General features: G+C 35.0%; 18 protein-coding genes and 1 pseudogene. 8 read left to right on the forward strand and 11 right to left on the reverse strand.

Going from position 1 to position 18,647, the window contains the following annotated elements:
• Window positions 1-74: 74 nt before the first annotated feature.
• A complete protein-coding gene (locus RTX21_RS16825) occupies window positions 75-1,274 on the forward strand; it encodes a PQQ-dependent sugar dehydrogenase (RefSeq protein WP_312769506.1) in 1,200 nt (399 codons plus the stop codon).
• Here the strand turns inward: RTX21_RS16825 and tsaB are convergent, their stop codons facing one another.
• The 5 genes from tsaB to msrB form a co-directional block, all read right to left on the reverse strand.
• Entirely contained in the window at window positions 1,275-1,961 is a 687-nt protein-coding gene (gene tsaB / locus RTX21_RS16830; protein WP_312769509.1) for a tRNA (adenosine(37)-N6)-threonylcarbamoyltransferase complex dimerization subunit type 1 TsaB, read from the reverse strand. It abuts the gene before it with no gap.
• A 47-nt stretch (window positions 1,962-2,008) separates the two neighbouring features.
• Complete coding sequence (locus RTX21_RS16835) at window positions 2,009-2,575, reverse strand: hypothetical protein (protein WP_312769512.1); 567 nt, start codon at window positions 2,573-2,575, stop codon at window positions 2,009-2,011.
• 20 nt (window positions 2,576-2,595) lie between these two features.
• Complete coding sequence (locus RTX21_RS16840; RefSeq protein ID WP_312769514.1) at window positions 2,596-3,027, reverse strand: nuclear transport factor 2 family protein; 432 nt, start codon at window positions 3,025-3,027, stop codon at window positions 2,596-2,598.
• Between the two features lie 130 nt (window positions 3,028-3,157).
• A complete protein-coding gene (locus RTX21_RS16845) occupies window positions 3,158-3,907 on the reverse strand; it encodes an SDR family NAD(P)-dependent oxidoreductase (protein WP_312769516.1) in 750 nt (249 codons plus the stop codon).
• Window positions 3,908-3,979: 72 nt separating this feature from the next.
• On the reverse strand, window positions 3,980-4,423 hold the full coding sequence (gene msrB / locus RTX21_RS16850) for a peptide-methionine (R)-S-oxide reductase MsrB (protein ID WP_312082029.1): 444 nt from the start codon (window positions 4,421-4,423) through the stop codon (window positions 3,980-3,982).
• Between the two features lie 222 nt (window positions 4,424-4,645).
• On the opposite strand from msrB, the gene RTX21_RS16855 reads away from it, so the two are divergent.
• Window positions 4,646-5,527 (forward strand): hypothetical protein, encoded by an 882-nt coding sequence (locus tag RTX21_RS16855; RefSeq protein ID WP_312769518.1) that lies wholly within the window; start codon window positions 4,646-4,648, stop codon window positions 5,525-5,527.
• Window positions 5,528-5,530: 3 nt separating this feature from the next.
• Here RTX21_RS16855 and RTX21_RS16860 read toward each other — a convergent pair whose 3' ends face one another.
• Window positions 5,531-6,889, reverse strand: coding sequence for an acyl-CoA dehydrogenase family protein (locus RTX21_RS16860; RefSeq protein WP_312769521.1), 1,359 nt, complete (start codon window positions 6,887-6,889; stop codon window positions 5,531-5,533).
• A 385-nt stretch (window positions 6,890-7,274) separates the two neighbouring features.
• Here RTX21_RS16860 and RTX21_RS16865 point away from each other — a divergent pair, with 385 nt between their 5' ends.
• The 3 genes from RTX21_RS16865 to RTX21_RS16875 all read left to right on the forward strand — a co-directional run bounded on the left by RTX21_RS16865 (window position 7,275) and on the right by RTX21_RS16875 (window position 11,515).
• Window positions 7,275-8,156, forward strand: coding sequence for a DUF4349 domain-containing protein (locus RTX21_RS16865; RefSeq protein ID WP_312769524.1), 882 nt, complete (start codon window positions 7,275-7,277; stop codon window positions 8,154-8,156).
• Window positions 8,157-8,757: 601 nt separating this feature from the next.
• A complete protein-coding gene (locus RTX21_RS16870; RefSeq protein WP_312769527.1) occupies window positions 8,758-9,150 on the forward strand; it encodes a heavy-metal-associated domain-containing protein in 393 nt (130 codons plus the stop codon).
• A 43-nt stretch (window positions 9,151-9,193) separates the two neighbouring features.
• On the forward strand, window positions 9,194-11,515 hold the full coding sequence (locus RTX21_RS16875; protein ID WP_312769587.1) for a TonB-dependent receptor domain-containing protein: 2,322 nt from the start codon (window positions 9,194-9,196) through the stop codon (window positions 11,513-11,515).
• Window positions 11,516-11,580: 65 nt separating this feature from the next.
• Here RTX21_RS16875 and RTX21_RS16880 read toward each other — a convergent pair whose 3' ends face one another.
• The 3 genes and pseudogenes from RTX21_RS16880 to RTX21_RS16885 form a co-directional block, all read right to left on the reverse strand.
• Window positions 11,581-11,916, reverse strand: coding sequence for a hypothetical protein (locus RTX21_RS16880; protein ID WP_312769530.1), 336 nt, complete (start codon window positions 11,914-11,916; stop codon window positions 11,581-11,583).
• A gap of 93 nt (window positions 11,917-12,009) precedes the next feature.
• A pseudogene (locus tag RTX21_RS18035) lies at window positions 12,010-12,123 on the reverse strand (hypothetical protein); the annotation flags it as partial.
• Between the two features lie 14 nt (window positions 12,124-12,137).
• A complete protein-coding gene (locus RTX21_RS16885; protein WP_312769532.1) occupies window positions 12,138-12,494 on the reverse strand; it encodes a hypothetical protein in 357 nt (118 codons plus the stop codon).
• 67 nt (window positions 12,495-12,561) lie between these two features.
• Between RTX21_RS16885 and RTX21_RS16890 the strand changes: the two genes are divergently transcribed.
• Window positions 12,562-12,885, forward strand: coding sequence for a helix-turn-helix transcriptional regulator (locus RTX21_RS16890; RefSeq protein WP_312769535.1), 324 nt, complete (start codon window positions 12,562-12,564; stop codon window positions 12,883-12,885).
• Here the strand turns inward: RTX21_RS16890 and RTX21_RS16895 are convergent.
• Both RTX21_RS16895 and RTX21_RS16900 read right to left on the reverse strand, forming a co-directional pair.
• Complete coding sequence (locus tag RTX21_RS16895; protein WP_312769538.1) at window positions 12,880-13,107, reverse strand: putative signal transducing protein; 228 nt, start codon at window positions 13,105-13,107, stop codon at window positions 12,880-12,882. The genes RTX21_RS16890 and RTX21_RS16895 overlap by 6 nt on opposite strands.
• 149 nt (window positions 13,108-13,256) lie before the next feature.
• Entirely contained in the window at window positions 13,257-14,270 is a 1,014-nt protein-coding gene (locus RTX21_RS16900; protein WP_312769539.1) for a quinone-dependent dihydroorotate dehydrogenase, read from the reverse strand.
• A gap of 369 nt (window positions 14,271-14,639) precedes the next feature.
• On the opposite strand from RTX21_RS16900, the gene RTX21_RS16905 reads away from it, so the two are divergent.
• Together RTX21_RS16905 and RTX21_RS16910 are read left to right on the forward strand one after the other, a co-directional pair.
• Complete coding sequence (locus RTX21_RS16905; RefSeq protein WP_312769540.1) at window positions 14,640-16,196, forward strand: tetratricopeptide repeat protein; 1,557 nt, start codon at window positions 14,640-14,642, stop codon at window positions 16,194-16,196.
• Window positions 16,197-16,297: 101 nt separating this feature from the next.
• Window positions 16,298-18,589, forward strand: a complete 2,292-nt coding sequence (locus RTX21_RS16910; protein ID WP_312769541.1) for a T9SS type A sorting domain-containing protein — start codon at window positions 16,298-16,300, stop codon at window positions 18,587-18,589.
• The last annotated feature ends 58 nt before the right edge of the window (window positions 18,590-18,647 follow it).

Genomic DNA, 18,647 nt, shown 5'->3' on the forward strand with positions numbered 1-18,647 from the left:
AATGTAGAATTAAAATTTCAACTAACAAATATTACTGGCATTATTTTTCCATTCGTTAAAAAAAATTATCTGTTATGCTGAAGTCGATAATTCTTCCAATATTCTGTTTTTCAACGATTTTAATTTCCTGCCAGGAAAAGGAATCCGTCAAAAATCTTCTACCTGTAGAAAAAGAAAAGCCAAATTCGGACTACAAACCAGCTTTTGCCGGACAAACCAGAATCCAAGGCTATAAAACCCAGACAGAATATAAGGTAGATGTCATCAATAAACATCTCGGAAGACCTTGGGGAATTGCACAATTGCCAAATCAAAATTTCTTGATCACAGAAAAGACGGGATTTATTAATCTTGTCTCCCCAGACGGAAAGTATATAACTAAAATAAGCGGCCTGCCTAAAGTTGATAGCCGTGGACAAGGCGGTCTTCTCGATATTGTAATTGACCCGGATTTTGAAAATAATCAAACCATTTATTGGTCATTTTCAGAACCTTATGAAAAAGGAAATCTGACGGCTGTTGGAAAAGGTGTTCTTTCTACAAACAAAATTGAAAATGTCAAAATCATTTTCAGAGCAACTCCTTCTTATGATGGAAGATTGCACTACGGAAGTCGATTGGCTTTTGATAAATCCGGCAATCTCTTTGTAAGTACGGGAGAAAGGTCAGACCTGGAAACACGACCTTTGGCACAGGATCTAAAAGCTTACTTGGGAAAGATCATTAAAATCGATAAAAACGGAAAACCTGCCGCAGGAAATCCCTTTATTGGAAGTAACAAAGCACAGCCAGAAATCTATTCTTATGGACATCGAAACCCACAAGGAATTGCTATTCATCCTGAAACCGGGGAACTTTGGGAGACCGAAATGGGACCGAGAGGCGGTGACGAAATCAACCTCATTCAGCCTGGAAAAAACTACGGCTGGCCAACCATCACCTATGGAATCGAATACTCTGGACAGAAAATCAATAATGGATTGACAAAAAAAGATGATTTGGAACAGCCGATTTATTATTGGGACCCTGTTATTTCTCCAAGTGGAATCACATTTTACACGGGAAATATTGTCGAATGGAAAAATAACCTGTTTATTGCCTGTCTCAGTGGTGAAAAAATCAACAGAATTATCCTTGAAAATAATAAAGTTGTTGGAGAAGAACGTTTGTTAGAAGACCAAAACGAGAGATTTCGTGATGTTTTTGACGGGAAAGACGGGAATCTTTATGCAGTTACAGATAGTGGGAAATTGTATCGGATCTCTAGGAAATAATTATTGCTTTTTAACTCTATCAGCTTTTTTAATTCCCTGAAAATCTTTTAGATAAAAAGGTTCAAAATAAGCAACATCTTCAAAATCTTTTTGATTGAATTTCTCGACCGATTTTTTAATTAAACCTTTTGCAGATGGATAGATATCATATCTGAATTCTGCATTTGGGAGATTCATTATTTCCCGAGCTTTTTTTGCGCCATCGCCGACAAAAAGAATTTTTTTGTCTATTAATTCAGCAAAAGAATTTTCATCGAGGATTCTGGCTTCGGTTTCAGAGATCAATTCGCCAGATTTTCCATCGAAAATAGCGGTGTAGACTTCCATCCTTCTTGCATCAATCAAAGGAATAATCAATCCAAATCCTTGGTTTATGAATTCCTCAACCATGGAATCCAAAGAATTAACGGCAATAAGAGGAAGCTTTAAACCATAACAAAAACCTTTGGCAGAAGCTGCTCCAATTCTAAGTCCTGTGTAAGAGCCCGGGCCTTTGCCAAGAGAAATAGCATCCAGATCTTTCAAAGAAATTTCTGCGCCTTCCAAAGCCCATTCTACAAAACTGTGCAGACTCTCGGATTGTTTATAATTATCGGAAACTTCCTCGCAAAGGCATAATAATTTTTCGCCATGAGAAATGGCGACAGAACAGTTTTTGGACGAGGTTTCTATGTGAAGGATTTTCATTTGCCAAAGTTATGAATTAAAAAATCCTTTCTAAAATTTAGAATTATCTAATAATTATTTTTCTCTATTATTCTATTGATCTTCGGTTGTAGAAACCAAATACCAATCGGGAAGAACCAAAGAAGAAAAAACTCACCCGCAAAGTCTACAAACATTGCATCTTTTTGCAATTCGGCCGTTTTGATCGATCTTGCCGTGATAAACACAACATAGAAAAAACTAAAAACAGCAAACAGATGTATCGGAAAAATCAGAACTATCCACCAAATATGGAAATTGCGTTCGGTTGTAGTCAAAACAAATCCTGTCGGGAAAACGAGAAATGCCAAAAACATATATACTACAGGAAAGATCATGAAAAACCAAATACCGTTAGAAGAAGATTTCAGGTTTTGGTCTTTTATTTTCTGATTCATGCCATGATTCAGAAAGTAATACCAGCTTAATAACAAGCTCAAAGAACCTGCGCATCCTATTGCCATCGCAAATCCGGTATATATTGTATCTTGAGAATAAGTCAATGCAAGATAAAAAAGGCCGATAACTACGATAAAAGTTATAAAAAACAATAGAAAGACATTCCAATGTTTTGATCTGAGAAAAAAGCGTTCCATATGTTTTGTTTTATGATGGGTTACAATTTTGATGTCACAGCTTGCCGGCTCCATAATTTCCAAATTCCTTTTTGCCGAATCCAGAATTCGAGAACGGAAAGCTTCATTTCAAATAAATCATTTTTATAAAGTCCTTTCACAGCAATGACTCTTCTGACGTTAGCAAATCTACTCTTGATTTTCAATTCTTTAAGTTCAGTTTGTTTTACCGATTCGTATTTCACTTTTCCAGATTCGAAATCCTTTTTGAAATCTTCATAATTCTGGACCCAGCCATTGGAATGTCCAAAAGAAATATCATCACAAAATAATTCTAATATCTTGGAATTGTTATTTTGCATCAACGAATCCAACTTTGAAACCTGCATTAATAATGCTTTCTCTGTCTTAGAATATTTCTGCGAAAATCCCAGCACAAAACCGAAGAACAATAGAGCCTGCAACAATCTCATTACAATAATTATGAAATATTATTTTTACAAAAATACACCTTAAAATTGAAAAATCCCGAACAGGTCGGGATTGATTATTATCATAAAATCAAAGATATTTTGTTTTTTTAACGAAAATAAAATATCTTTTTTACTTTCTGTAGATTGTTCTTGGTTCTGCCTGAGCTTTTGGATAAATAGCAATTTCTGCAATTGAAACTCTTTCCGGAACATTAATGCAATAAGCGATCGTATCCGCAATATCTTCTGCTTTCAAAGCTTCATAACCAGTGTAAACCTTTGCAGCTCTTTCAGAATCACCTTTGAATCTAACCTTTGAAAAATCGGTTTCCACAGCGCCCGGCTGAATATTTGTAACACGGATTCCAAATTCTGTCAGCTCGATTCTCATTCCTTCAGAAATCACATCGACTGCTTTTTTTGAGGCGCAATAAACAACGCCATTCGCATAAGTCTGCCTTGCTGCAACGGAGCTGATATTGATGATCTGTCCGTTTTGTTTTTCTTTCATTAATTTAATGATTGGCTGAGAAACATACAGCAAGCCTTTTACATTGCCGTCCATCATGGCGTTCCAGTCATTGATATTTCCATCAGAAATAGGGTCGAGTCCGTGCGCATTTCCGGCATTATTGATCAAAACATCAATATTTTTCAAATTTTCAGGAAGTGAATCAATCGCTGAAAAAACCTCATCAGAATTTCTGACATCGAAACTCAATGTAAACACTTCAGTTTCTTTTGATAGTTCGGTTTTGAGTTCTTCGAGAACATTTTTATTTCTCCCGCAAAGAATCAATCTGTTTTTTTGTTGTGCTAATATAATTGCTGTGGCTTTCCCTATTCCTGAAGTTGCTCCGGTGATGAATATTGTTTTCAATTTTAAATTAGATTTAGTCTCTTACAAATTTAATCGATATCAAAGAAAAATCCCGAATAATTCGGGACTGATTTATTTCTTATCTCGTTGAAAATCCAGACTAACTGAATTCATACAATATCTGGTTCCTGTTGGCGGCGGTCCGTCGTTGAAAACGTGCCCCAAATGCGAATCGCAACGTTTGCATAGAACCTCGATGCGTTCCATTCCGTGAGAAGAATCTCGTTTGTAAATCACGCCATCTTTGTCTGCTTCAAAGAAACTCGGCCAGCCGCAAGTGCTTGCAAATTTGGAGCTTGAACGGAACAAATGATTCCCGCAAACCGCACAATAATATTCACCGACCTCATCAAAATCATTATATTTCCCAGTGAATGGGTATTCTGTATTCGCTTCTCGCGCAATGGCATAAACTTCAGGAGGAAGGATTTTTTTCCATTCCTCGTTAGAAACATTCAGTTTGGTTTTGTCGGTTCTTGAATAGTACGGATTGTTGGCGTGTGTGTTATCTTCCATTGCTGTTTTAGGTTGTTGAGATTTGGTTAAATCCACTTTTTTCTGCGCACATTGCTGCAAAAATAAGCTGATTAATATTAAAAAAAATACATTTTTCATCTGTACATTTTATTGTTTAAAAGGTCAGATAGAACGTAAGCGTTTCATCTGAGTAAAATTACAAAACTTAATGTTGAATTACATTAGCATATGATATTAATTTGTAACTTTAAACAAAAAACTATGCCGAAATTCTATCTTTTTATTCTAGTCATTTTTACAAGTTATCTTTTTGCTCAAAATTATTCGCCTTTGCTCGTTGAGGGAAACAAGTGGCAAGTTGGATTTTACGATGGTGAAATCAATTCTAATTGTCTCAATATCACCCAACAAACATCTTATGCTTACAAGATAGATGGAGACAGCATCGTGAACGGTAAAACTTACAAAAAAATTGTTTTTAATTTTATTGGATATCCACCTATCAGAGCATGTGGCGAGCCTTGGGTTATTAAACCAAATACTTTGGCCGCAATTTTAAGAGAAGACATCAATGAAAAAAAAGTTTACAGAAATATTAATGGAACCAATGATGAAACAGTATTGTACGATTTTTCACTAAACATAAATAATCCAATCCCTAATCTAGGCTATGATTTTGATGCCTATGGAGAGCCAACTGTTACATCTATTGTAACTGGTGACGTTTTCAATAAAAACGTAAAAGCATTTGCTGTTAATGATGGTTACATCTATGAAGGAATCGGTTCGTCCAACGGTTTGTTGGAAGCGCCAAGACAGCAACCTTTCGAATCTGGTCATTGGTTGAATTGTTTCGAAACTTCTTCTGGAATTTCCTGCAATAGTATTTTAGCGAATTCTGAATCTGTTTTTAAATCTTCAAATCCAAAATTATATTTTTCCAAATCTGATAAATCTTTCAAAGTAATTACACCAGAAAATAAGAATATTAATGTTGAGTTTTTTGATTCTGCAGGACAATTAATCAAGAAAGTTGATACAAAAACAAATCAGTTATTTTATTTAAATCGAGATTTTAAAGGCCTTTTGTTCTATAAGATAACCGATGATAAAATGTATTCTGGTAAAATTATTTTGGAATAATTTTTAAACAAACGCACTCATTCCGGTAATTGAACGACCGACAATAAGAGAGTTGATTTCCTTGGTTCCTTCATAAGAATAAATGGCTTCTGCATCCGCAACAAAGCGGGCAACATCGTGTTCTAAAAGAATACCGTTTCCGCCCATCACTTCCCTTGCCTGTGCAACAACATCACGAGTTCTTAAGCTACAGAAAACTTTTGCTAAAGATGCATGTTCGTCTTTCAAAATACCGGCATCCTGCATCTCGGACAATCTAAAAACTAAAGTTTGCATTGCCGTAAGATTTGATAACATTTCTACTAAATGTCCTTGAATTAACTGAAAAGCTGCAATCGGCTTTCCGAATTGTTTACGTTTCCTTGTGTAATCCAGTGCACTTTCATAAGCACCTCTTGCACAGCCTGTCGCCATCCAAGCAACGCCGGCTCTTGTGATTTGAAGGACTTTTGCGGTGTCTTTGAAACTGTTGGCATGTTCCATTTTCTGCGAATCGGCAACGAAACAATCTTTCATTGTGATGAGTCCGTTTTGCACAATTCTGAGTGCCATTTTTCCCTTTATTTTTTCGACAGAAAATCCGGGAGTATCTTTTTCAACAATAAAACCTTTGACCTGATTATCATCTAAATCTCTTGCCCAAATGATAATGACATCAGCAAAAGTGGCATTTCCAATCCATTTCTTTTGTCCGTTCAGAATCCAACCGCCTTCTACTTTTTTGCAAGTTGTCGTTAATCCGCCAGCTGCTCCGGAACCAACTTCCGGCTCAGTCAATCCAAAAGCACCAATCAAATCGAATTGCTGCATTCCCGGCAAATATTTTTGTTTCTGTTCTTCGGAACCGCATATATAAATCGAACCCATTGACAATCCGGACTGAACTCCGAAAAATGTCGCCAATGACGCATCCACTCTGGCGATTTCCATTGCAATAACGCCTTCCATTAGGAATGGTAAATTTGGGCAGCCGTAACCTTCGTAAGTGACACCGCAGAGATTCAGTTTTTTGAATTTTGGGATGAGTTCGTGTGGGAAATCATCGTGAAGCCAATAATCGTTGACCAAAGGTTTTGCTTCTTTTTCCATAAACTCACGGACTTTTAGCTGAATTGCTCTCTGCTCATCCGTCAGTTTCAAATGCAGCTCATAAAAATCGCCGTTGATGGGCGGCAATTCTCTTTTCTTTGCGGAAGAATCCAGCATTTTCGTCAAACCTTTGATTTGATTTTCGTCCAATTTTGAGAACTGATTCATCAGTTTTGGAAGGTCAACTTTTTCAGAAATTTTTGCGATTTGGTCTATATCGATATGTTTCAGGAGATTGAAAATTCCTTTGATTTTGGAAATAGTGCTATTCATAGATTCTGTTTTCTTGTAGAATGCAATTAATATTCCTAAAACGCTTTTACAAATAGCTAATCATCTACTTTTTTTTTGAAAATTAATTTTACAAAAAATTAAAAATCAATTAGTTAAAACTTCAATTTTGTTTACAAAGAGTTTCGGATTGATTTGCAAAATAGCTTTCATCTTAATTATCAATTTTGAGTCAGACAGAAACAAAAGATATTTTAACCAGTTTTTTGGAACGTCATACGATTGCAGCCCGACTTGAGCGGAAATCCTTTTTTGCCAACCTTCAAGTTCTATTTAAACTGAAATCGTCTGCAAAAAAGATTGGGAGCGGAAGGCGGATTAAGCTGCCCAAATTAATATCAATAATTAATATCTTAAAAAAAACATCATGAAAACTAAATTCTTATCAATCAGTTTACTCGCTTTACTTTTAATCGGATGTAAAAAAGGAGAAGGGGTAGAATCTGCGTACGCTTCTTCAGATTATGCTGTTGACAGCGCATCAGTTTCCGACAGCATTTCTATGGCTGCGACACAAAATGTGAAAGACCGACAATTTGTGAGAACGGCGGAAGTGGATATGGAAGTGAAGGATGTTTATGACGCGACAATCTCGATTGAGAAACAGTTGCAGACAATTGGCGGATTTGTTACCAAAAGTAGAATGGAAGCCCAAACTTTGTCGGAAGATACTTACAATACGTCGGATGAATCGGCGATGTTGATTAGAAAATTCCAGAATCAAAACAGAATGCAGGTTAGAGTTCCGACTCAGAAATTAGGAGAATTTTTGGATTTTATTAATGACAAAAAAGTGTTCCTCAATTCCAGAATTATTTCTGCGGAAGATGTTTCTGCCGGTATCCGATTGGCAAAAATGGAATCTGAAAGACAGGCTAAAACTCAATCCAATATTTCTCAATTGAAAGCCGGAAAAGACAAAGTGAATCTTGATGACAACAATATGTCGGAAGCGAATATGCAGAAATATTCTGACGAAATTCTTGCCGATAATTTAAAATTCTCAACCGTTGATATTTTCATAAAAGAACCGAAAATGAGTGTAGCAAAAATCCCTATCATAAACACCAAAAATATTGACAACGAGTACAAATACAGTTTCTTCTATGATGTGAAAAATGCTTTTGTGGAAGGATTCTATTTGATTCAGCAAATATTTGTTTTTCTGATTTCTATTTGGCCGATTGTTTTGATTGGAGGTTTGGTATTTTATTTTTTGAGAAGAAGAAAAATGACTATCAAACCATAATTTTGTCATTCCGTAGGAATCTAGCCGTTGAGATTCCTACGGAATGACAAATTGTATGTTATTTTTATTTCATAATTTTGCAAAACGATGTTGAGAAAGTTTCAATTGATATTAATGATTTTCTGTTTGGGAATTTTTGTATTTCCGAAGCAGAATTTTAATGTTCAAGTTGCTCAGAGTTCTTGTTGTGAAGCTCAGAAATCAAATTCTGATTGTTGCAAAAAAGAAGAGAAAAAAACAGATTCCTGTCATCATGATTCCAAAAAAGAAAAAGACTGCAAAGACAATTGCACGACTTGCAAAACCTGCAGTTCTGGATTCGTTTTTTCGGTTGTTTTGAATAACTTCGACAACAAATTGAAAACACCGATTTTCACAATCAACAATCAATTTTCTTACTATTCACAATCGCCTCTTGCGCGAACTTTCAATATTTGGCAGCCGCCTAAACTTGGTTAATTTTAATTAGTAATCTCTCGCTGATTAAGCAAATCTTGCAGATTTTTTCTGAAAATTAATCTGCTAATCCGTAAAATCTGCGAGAATGTAAAACTTCAAGATTTTTATAAAATCTTAATTCAAACAATTAAAATTAATCAAAATGAATACAATCATAAAATCAGGAATCCTATTCCTTTCTATATTTCTATTCTCCAATTTTTCTGCTCAAACCAAAACCTTTAAAGCCAAAGTAGAAGGCAATTGCGGAATGTGCAAAGAACGCATCGAAACTGCTGCTAAATCTGACAAAAACGTAAAGTCAGCGGTTTGGAGTATGAACAAAAAAGTCTTGACTGTAAGTTATGACGCGTCTAAAACTGACAAAAAATCTATCCTGAAAAGTGTTGCAGAAGTTGGTCACGACAACGAAATGTTCCGTGCTTCTGACAAAGTTTATGATGATTTAGATGCTTGCTGTCAATACGACCGTCCTGACAACAGTAAAAAATTGGCAAAAAACGCTAATACAAAACAAGTCTGCGAGCTTAAGTAATTAATTAAATTTTTTGACGATGAATTATTTAAGTAGAAAACTTATGTTTTCTGTGCTGCTCGTTTGTTCCGTATTCTCTTTTGCACAAACCGTAACAGAACAGTTTTTGGTTAAAGGAAATTGCGGACAATGCAAAGCCAGAATAGAAAAAGCAGCCTTGAAAGCAGGCGCACAAACTGCCAACTGGACCGCAGAAAATCAGACTTTGACGATGACGCTTGACGAATCGAAAGTGAAATGTGATGATATCCTGAAACAAATTGCTGAAGTTGGTCACGATAACGAGAAATTCAAAGCGCCTGAAGATGCTTACAAAAATCTACCTCCTTGTTGTTTATACACAAGAGGTTCTGATTTTGAAAAACCAAATGACACGCTTGAACATCACTCAGATTCTGATAAAAAAACCAATCAGATTGAAGGCGTAAAGCTGACGAGAGAAAAAGAAGCAACGGCTATCAGTAAAAAAGAAGCAGGATTGATTTTTAAAATTAGTTCCAAAGAATTGCTGAAAGCGGCGTGTTGTAATCTTTCCGAAAGTTTTGAAACCAATGCGACTGTTGATGTTTCATTCAGCAATGCTGTGACTGGAACTAAGCAGCTGAAAATGCTTGGACTTGACCAGAAATATACACTTTTGACTAAGGAACAATTGCCTGAAATCCGTGGATTAGCTTCACCTTATGGATTGAATTTCATTCCAGGAAAATGGATTGGCGGAATCCAATTGACAAAAGGCGGAAGTACGGTTGTTAACGGTTACGAAAGTATCACGGGACAAATTAATACTGAACTTTTGAAGTCCCACGACGATGATAAAAAATCGGAAACGGAAATCAATTTGTTTTCTGATAACAACGGTCGTGTTGAAGCTAATGTGACAAGTACCTCTCCAATTTCCGACAAGTGGAATCAAAGTGTTTTGCTCCACGGCAACGGCACTTTTGGCGATACGGATATGAATGATGACGGTTTTCTTGACAGACCCAAAGGAAGTCAGCTCAATGTAGCTTATTTGCTGAATTACAATGATTTGGAGAGCTCAGGTTTTGCTTCGCATTTTGGGATTAATTATCTGAAAGACGAAAGAACAGCAGGGCAAATCGGATTCAATAAAAGGATTCCGCAGAAAGACCAATCGCTTTATGGGGTTGGAATTGATATCTCAAGATTTCAGTTATGGAACAAAACAGGTTATGTTTTCAAAGGGAAACCTTATCAAAGTCTCGGCTGGATGAATCAATTGACTTATCATCAGCAAGATAGCTTTTTTGGATTGAGAAATTATTTTGGGAAAGAAACCTCTTATTATTCTAATTTGATTTTCGAAAGTATCATCGGAAATACAAACAACAAATATAAAGTTGGAGCGAGTTTCCTTTATGACAAATACGATGAAGATTATCTTTTGGACAATTACAAAAGAACCGAAACAGTTCCGGGATTGTTTGCAGAATATACTTTGACAGGCGAAAAATACACTTTGGTAACAGGTGCTCGTGTTGATTTTCATAATCTTGCAGGAACACAGTTTACGCCGAGAATGAATTTCAAATATGATTTGACTCCGAAAACAATTTTCAGAATTTCAGCCGGAAGAGGTTTCCGAACTGCGAATATCTTTGCAGAAAGTCAGTCTTATTTTGCATCCAATCGTCAAATCCAAATCATCGATAATGGTGGCGAAATCTATGGTTTGAAGCCGGAAATCGCTTGGAATTATGGTGTGAGTCTTCAGCAGGAATTCAAATTGTTTGGAAGAAAATCAATCATTTTGGCAGATTTTTTCAGAACCGATTTCCAGAATCAGGTTGTGACAGATTTGGATGAATCTGCACAGAAAATTTTATTCTATAATCTTGAAGGAAAATCTTTTGCAAATAGTTTCCAGACGCAATGGGATTTCCAGCCTGTGAAAAATTTGGAATTCCGAGTGGCTTACAAATATTATGATGTGGCTTTGAATTACTTAAGTGGATTGAAAAAAGTGCCTTTTATGGCAAAACATCGTGGATTTGCAAACTTGGCTTATTCAACCAATAAAACGGAGAAAGGTAGATTTTGGAGCTTTGACACAACTTTAAATTTAGTCGGAAAACAAAGACTTCCAAACACCAAATCAAATCCGGCAGAATTCCAGATTGGAGATTATTCGCCAAGTTATTCTACATTGAATGCTCAGATTTCCAGAAACTTTTCTGAGAAAATCAGAGTTTATTTGGGTGGAGAAAATTTGACCGGTTATCAGCAAAAAGTGGCAATTCTTGATGCAGCTAATCCGTTTGGAAATTATTTTGACGGCGGAATGGTTTATGCTCCGATTATGAAACAGAATTTCTATGTTGGCGTGGATTTTAAGTTTTAAGTTTTTAAAAATCAATAAAACAAAACCTCGTCAGATTGACGAGGTTTTGTTTTATTGATTTTTTCTTATTCTTGAGAATTAATTAAGTTATAATTCTTTTTTAAATAATATCCTAGGCAACTACTTATAAAAATAAGTCCTAAATATTGGAAAATAACAGGTTTATAAGAATCTTTTAGAAAAAATCCAATGATAAAACCTAAACACAAAACTCCAGAGAGTGTTAAAAAATTTTCAATGAATCCTTTGTTTTTATCCATCATAAAAATATTGATTACTACAAAAAGTACCATAAATGTAGGCATCAATGTGTCTTGAATATTATCTCTATAACCAAACATTACATAAATGATATTATAAGTAATTGTGGTTAATAGAATTTTTAAAATTTTAATTTTCATATTTAGATAGTTGTTTTTTTTAAAGGTCATCTGGAATCACCAAATCTTTGTTTGTTTGCAAATTTGTTAATGGCGATTTCGTAATATCTTATTTTAAAGAGTAGTGCCTGTGCAAGATTGATATCCGAAAAATCCGCAACCATCTTCTGTGGGAGTACAAGAGTCAGTGTGACCATAAGACATTCCACAAGTCCAGCGACAATTACAAGGAGGTAATTTATTTAGTTCATTAGTTTTACTCCATCATAATTCGGTGAAGTTGCATTTCCAATTTCGTTTTTTAAAATAATAATTAATCCTCTCTGATTATCACTTATGTCCTGTTTCAAAATTTGATTCAGTTTACTTTGCCAAATTCTTACTTTATTTTCTGTACTAAGATTTCTAAAAGCTTCTTTTTGCGCTGGTTCAGTCTTTAATTGCAATTCTTCACGATAATTGTCCATTTTTTCATCCGATGATGAACGACAAGATTGAATTGCCAAAAGTGAAAACAACGTGATAAAAGTAATAATTTCATATAAAATTTTAATATTAATAATTACAAACTTATCAAAGTTTTCATTGATAATATTCACAAAAAAATTCACAAAATCGGTGTATATTTTTACACAAAAACCTTAACTTTGTTTTAAAACATAACTGATGATAGTTGGAAATAACTTAAGAAGACTTAGAATAAAATCTAAAAAGTCTCAGCAAGACATTGCAGATATCTTGGAAATAGACCGTCGTACTTATATTAAGTGGGAAAACGAAGAAAATGATGTGAAATCTGAATATATTCCCAAACTTGCAAAAATTTTTGATGTAGAAATTAAAGAATTGTTTTCGGATTCAAAAAGCAGTATTCAAATCAATCAAGAGAGCAAAGAAAATAAAGATAATTCTATTAATGGGGTTGTTTTTGTTCTGACTGATAAGGAAAGTATTGATAGATTAGCTGAAGTATTAAAAATTAATTTATAAATTGTCTTTTTTATAAAATTCAGTCATCAATTCATTCGCTTTTTCGAAATCATTTTCTGAGACTTTCAGCTGAACACCACCGCTTGTATTATTGAATAAATTGTAAGTATTTGCTAAAACATTTCCGAAAACAAATGCTTCAATTTCATTTGTTTCTAAGAAAATTCTTAACATTTCCGCTTCGATTTCTGTATTGAAAATCTTCAGTGTAATTAATTCCATATGTCGACATTTGTATAACACCTTAGTCACTTAAGTATCATCATAATAAGGATAAAGTTCACTTGAGTTAAAAAAAATCTTCGATTTTGAATACTTAGGTGTTCTTTCGTGACTTTTGTGGTTAATTCTTAAAAACTTAAGTGTTGATTTTAATTTTTCTTCTGACGAAGAATAGCTTTGTTGATTTCACTAATCAATTCCGGACCTTCGTAAATGAATCCTGTGTAAAGCTGAACGAGACTCGCGCCAGCTTCCAGTTTTTCCAACGCATCTTGTGCCGTATGAATCCCGCCAACGCCGATTATTGAGAACGATTTCCCGCTTTCTTCAGACAAAAATCGGATAACTTCTGTCGAACGTTTCGTCAAAGGTTTTCCGGAAAGTCCGCCAGTTTCGGATTTATTTTCTGACGTTAAATTTTCTCTTGACAAAGTCGTGTTGGTTGCAATAACGCCTGCTATTTTTGTTTCATTAATGATACCAATAATATCCAAAAGCTGAGAATCAGTCAAATCTGGTGCAATTTTCAGAAGAATTGGTTTCGGTTTTGGCTTTTCGAGATTTAAGTTTTGAAGCGTTGATAATAATTCTGTCAAAGGTTTTTTATCCTGAAGTTCGCGGAGATTTGGCGTGTTTGGCGAACTGACATTGACCACAAAATAATCAACGTAAGGAAATAATTTCTCGAAACAGATTTTGTAATCATTGACAGCTTCTTCGTTTGGGGTCACTTTATTCTTTCCGATGTTTCCGCCAATCAGAACGTTTTTATTTTTCTTCAGACGTTCAATCGCTTCATCAACACCACCATTATTAAAACCCATTCGGTTGATAATGGCAGAATCCTCTTTCAGTCTGAATAATCGTTTTTTATCATTTCCTGGCTGAGGTTTCGGTGTCAAAGTTCCAATTTCTATGAACCCGAATCCGAGGTCAGACAACTCATTGAAGAGTTTGGCGTCTTTATCGAAACCCGCGGCCAATCCAACCGGATTTTTGAATTTCAATCCAAAAACTTCACGCTCGAGACGTTTATCTTCGATTGGTTTTGGTAAAAATAATTTGGCAAGAAATCCGAAATTCTTCAGAATAGAAAAGGTAAAATAATGAACTTCTTCGGGGTCGAATTTGAAAAGAAGTGGACGAATTAGGCTTTTGTACATCGGAGTAAAGTTTTACAAATTTACGTTTTTGCGAGGATAATTGATTAAAAAAATCATTTAATAACGAGTTAAACGCAAAGGCACAAGTAAATTTAAAATTGATTGTACTTTAAAGACTCAAGCAATTCTAAAAAATTTTTACCACAAAAGTCACAAAAGGAATTCGCGGAAAATCTTTTGTGACTTTTGTGGTTTCAATAACATTTCAGAATTCAGGAAAAATAATCCAAAATCTTTATATCTTTACTTAGATTTTATCCGAAATTTTAAATGATTCCACATACTTTTTATAAAAGTTTAATTTATATATTTTTCTTTCTGTTTCTGCCTTTTCAAGCATTTGCAATCACACCAAAAGATTGCGAAAAAATGATTATTGAAGGTGTGGAAGCGATGAATAAAAAGGATTTTGCAAAGTCACTTCAAATCCTTTTCAAAACGAAAAAAATCGCTCAGGACAACAAATTTTACCGTGAGGAATTTCTAGCCGTTAATAACATTGGCGCCAATTACTATATGATGCTGGATTACGGCGAAGCGCTGAATAATTATTTGGATGCTTACAAAATTGCAGTAGCCCATTTGGATGAAAAATCGGAAATGACAGTTCTGAACAACATTGCGATTCTCTATTCCCGTGACAATAAAATTGATAAAGCCAAAGATTATTTTTCCAAAGCTTATGAATTGGCTGGAAAGGTTAACAACAACACTTCCAAAGGTTTATACGCCATTAATCTCACAATTGTCTATAATGAAAAAGGCGATTACAAAACTGCCAAGAAATATATCGATGAAGCGCTGAAACTCACAGCTGATTCACCTTATTATATATTGGCAAAATCCACGTATATGGAAACGTTGGTGAATCTAAAACAATATGATGCAGCTGAAAAAATAGCCAAAGAGCTACTTCCGAAACTGACTGGTGTGGAATATGCCGAGTATAGAACGCAGGTTTACTATAACCTTTCGACGATAGCCGAGCAAAGAAATGACCTTCAGAAAGCGTTTCAATTTTTGCAACTGGCCGAGAAAAACAATCTCAACTTCGATTTTAAGGAAAATCTTTTCGAGAGATTCAGTAAACTTTACCAGAAAGCAAATAATATCGACCGCGCTGTGTCTTACAAAGATTCGATAATGGCGGTGAAAGATTCGGTGAACAGAATAAAAAATGGACAACTTTTCGAGAATAGTAAAATCAAATTCGAACTTCAGAATTCTCAGAAAGATTTGGCGGAAAGTCAAGGAAAATTGACAACTCAGCGGTCTTTTTTCATCAAGGGAATTCTGCTCGCTATTTTCATTGTTCTGATTATTTTCTGGGCTTTGCGAAACAGCATTGTCAAAAATAAACAGCAGAAAATCATCGAACAAAGTAATGCGGAAATCGCCAAACTGGAACTTGAAAAAGAGAAAAAGAATAAGGAAATTCTTGAAAATCAGTTAAAAGAAAAAGAAGTTCTGGCACTTTTGGAACAAGAAAAATTCAAAAATGAAATCGAGGCCAAGAACAGAAAACTCACGACCAAAGCTTTACAACTTTCCACAAAAATTGAATTGATAGACGACCTCATCAGAACGCTTTCCCGTGAATCTGATGATTTGCAGAATGTGGACATTAGTAATATCATCAAACAATTCAAAATCATTCAAAAACAAACGCACGAAGAAGAGAGTTTTCTCGTCCATTTTGAAGAAGTGAATCAAGGTTTTTTGTCTAAGTTAAAACAACTTCATCCAGACCTTAACTCAAACGATATTCGATTCCTTTCTTATGTATATATGAATCTGTCGATGAAAGAGATTTCTACCATCTTTAACATCACTCCCGAGGCTTGTCGCAAGAGGAAAGAACGTATCGAAAAGAAAATGGGACATGATGAAAACTTAGACCTATATAATTATATTACAAGTATTTAGAGAAAATGTCACTTTATTTCTGAAACTGCGTCCTACTATTTCCGCATGTTTTTTTTGTATTGCTAATTTTTATCACAACATTTGGTTTTAAAATTAGATATATGAAGAAAATTACTTTTTTTGCGGGATTACTATTCGCTCTTTTTACCAATAAAATGAATGCTCAAGTTGAGGTGTTGGGCAAGAACGAATTCGGAAGAATCTTCGAAGTTACATACAGTACAACAGAACAAAATACTGTTTACGCCACAACAATTACCAATCACATTTTGGTTTCCAAGAATAATGGCGTTTTCTGGGAAGTATTTTATTCGGTTCCAACAGAAATCGGGAATATTACCAAACTGAACATCAGCAAAAATGGCTCATTCCTAACATTTTCTACTTTGAAGAACGGGATTGGTGAAGTTCATATTTTTGATATTGCCACCAAAACGATTACGAAAACCTTTTCGATGCCGAATTATTCCGAAGGTGCTTACGTTTCGGCTTATAATTTCTTTGGTGATGACAAAGATAACCTGATCGTGAGTTCACAATTTCCTTTCGGTTTTGGAACAGCAAACCGAGTTTATACGACGAATGATGGCGGAAATAATTGGAAAGAAATCTATTATTCCGTAGATGATAACGATAACATTATTACAAGTTATGTAGCATTTAGCCCAACTGATAAAAACAAAATCTACATCGCAAACGGCAACGGAAGTACAGACCGCGACGGTGGTTTATTAATTTCTACTGATGGTGGCGATACTTTCACAGAAAAACTGGCTGGAAGTGTTTTGAGCACTATGGCTTTCAATCCGAATAACCCAAACGATATCTATGTTGGAACGGGAATTAGTTTTGGAATGGCACCAGAGAACCTTCATCATTCATCCGACGGCGGAGAAACTTGGGAAAATAAAAATATCACTTGGGGAACCAATGGAATCCTGAATGACATTATCGATATCAGATTCAATCCGTTGGACAATAATCACGTGATTGTTTTGGAAGAAGACGAGATTGTTTCTACAAAAGATGGCGGTGCAACTTGGCAAAGTGTTGAATATCCTTACGACAATCTGGACAGTTATTATTACGGAATTAAGGCGACTTTTAATCCTTTCAAAGCTGGAGAATTGTTTATTACAGCGAATTACAAACCTTTGTTTTCCACAGATAACGGTGCAACTTTAACGCAATTACAAACACCTTTTTTCAGCTCAACAGGAAGAGTGAATTTGTTTGAAAGTTCAACCGCTAAACATTTGTTTTACAGTGTTCAGAATGGTTTTGTTCATAGAAATTTGGCGGATAATGCAGAAAATGCCTATAACATCCAACCGCTTAATATTTTTAGCGTCAATGGTGGACCAGCATATATTTCTGACTCTAAGAAAGAAGGAAGAATCTATACTTTCCAAGGCGGATTTATGGGGTCAACATTATCCGTAAGTGATGATTTCGGAGCGACGTCTGATACTATTTTCGAAACGTTTACGAGTGGTTTGACCAATATTATTCCTGACCCTCAGGTGACTAATCAGATCTTTGCCACTTTCGATAATTGGGGACAAGGCGAATTGGATAAAATCAATTTCAACGACCAAAATAATATTGTGACAACTAATATTGCATTGCCTGCGCAAGCAAGTGTTTACAAAATTTTGCATCCAAATAATATCTCTGAAGAATTTTTTATTCTTATTGGTTCAGAAATTTATAAAACAAACAATGGCGGAACAGATTGGACGCCAGTATCTTTAGACAATTCTTTCCCTTTTGAAGCAGCTGTTTTCGATATTGTTCAGAATCCAAAAAATGCTGATCAATTAGCTCTTGGAACATCGAGCGGTGTTTATGTTTCGAATGACAAAGGCGCAACTTGGACACTTACTGGAGAATTTGTAGCCAACAAAGTGGCTTATTCTGATGTCAATTCCGGTGTTCTGATTGCGACAACTTATTCTTCTCAATATACTCAATTCAATGTTTATTATTCTGTGGATAATGGCGCCAATTGGGAAGGTGTCGACAGAAAAGACCTTTTGTACTCAGAAACCAGTTCTGTAGCGATAGATTTCTCAGACAAAAATGCTTACATCTATATCGCATCTGCCGACTTGGGATTGCTAGGTTATAGCTTGAACCTTGATGTTTTAGCAACCGGAGAAGTTTCCGGAGACAAGGCAAAAGTCCTGGTTTATCCGAATCCTGTTGTTGATGTTCTTCACATAGATGATAAAAATTTGAAATCTGTTGTTCTTTACAATATGGAAGGAAAAAAACTATTGGAAACGAAGACCAACGAAATGAATGTTTCTAAATTACCAAATGGTGTTTATATTCTTAGAATCGTAACTTCTGACAACAATATTGTCAGCAAAAAAATCATCAAAAAGTAATAGTTAATAAAAATGATCAGAAAGGCTTCTCAGAATTTGAGAAGCTTTTTTTATTTTT

It is taken from the genome of Epilithonimonas sp., assembly GCF_032054305.1.
Classification (GTDB): domain Bacteria; phylum Bacteroidota; class Bacteroidia; order Flavobacteriales; family Weeksellaceae; genus Epilithonimonas.

Coding starts and splice junctions, on each gene's coding strand:
- RTX21_RS16875 (WP_312769587.1), top strand. CDS start 9,194: ATGTTTTCTGTGCTGCTCGTTTGTTCCGTATTCTCTTTTGCACAAACC.
- RTX21_RS16855 (WP_312769518.1), top strand. CDS start 4,646: ATGCCGAAATTCTATCTTTTTATTCTAGTCATTTTTACAAGTTATCTT.
- RTX21_RS16900 (WP_312769539.1), bottom strand. CDS start 14,270: ATGTACAAAAGCCTAATTCGTCCACTTCTTTTCAAATTCGACCCCGAA.
- msrB (WP_312082029.1), bottom strand. CDS start 4,423: ATGGAAGATAACACACACGCCAACAATCCGTACTATTCAAGAACCGAC.
- RTX21_RS16895 (WP_312769538.1), bottom strand. CDS start 13,107: ATGGAATTAATTACACTGAAGATTTTCAATACAGAAATCGAAGCGGAA.
- tsaB (WP_312769509.1), bottom strand. CDS start 1,961: ATGAAAATCCTTCACATAGAAACCTCGTCCAAAAACTGTTCTGTCGCC.
- RTX21_RS16865 (WP_312769524.1), top strand. CDS start 7,275: ATGAAAACTAAATTCTTATCAATCAGTTTACTCGCTTTACTTTTAATC.
- RTX21_RS16825 (WP_312769506.1), top strand. CDS start 75: ATGCTGAAGTCGATAATTCTTCCAATATTCTGTTTTTCAACGATTTTA.
- RTX21_RS16860 (WP_312769521.1), bottom strand. CDS start 6,889: ATGAATAGCACTATTTCCAAAATCAAAGGAATTTTCAATCTCCTGAAA.
- RTX21_RS16870 (WP_312769527.1), top strand. CDS start 8,758: ATGAATACAATCATAAAATCAGGAATCCTATTCCTTTCTATATTTCTA.
- RTX21_RS16840 (WP_312769514.1), bottom strand. CDS start 3,027: ATGAGATTGTTGCAGGCTCTATTGTTCTTCGGTTTTGTGCTGGGATTT.
- RTX21_RS16880 (WP_312769530.1), bottom strand. CDS start 11,916: ATGAAAATTAAAATTTTAAAAATTCTATTAACCACAATTACTTATAAT.
- RTX21_RS16835 (WP_312769512.1), bottom strand. CDS start 2,575: ATGGAACGCTTTTTTCTCAGATCAAAACATTGGAATGTCTTTCTATTG.
- RTX21_RS16910 (WP_312769541.1), top strand. CDS start 16,298: ATGAAGAAAATTACTTTTTTTGCGGGATTACTATTCGCTCTTTTTACC.
- RTX21_RS16890 (WP_312769535.1), top strand. CDS start 12,562: ATGATAGTTGGAAATAACTTAAGAAGACTTAGAATAAAATCTAAAAAG.
- RTX21_RS16905 (WP_312769540.1), top strand. CDS start 14,640: ATGATTATTGAAGGTGTGGAAGCGATGAATAAAAAGGATTTTGCAAAG.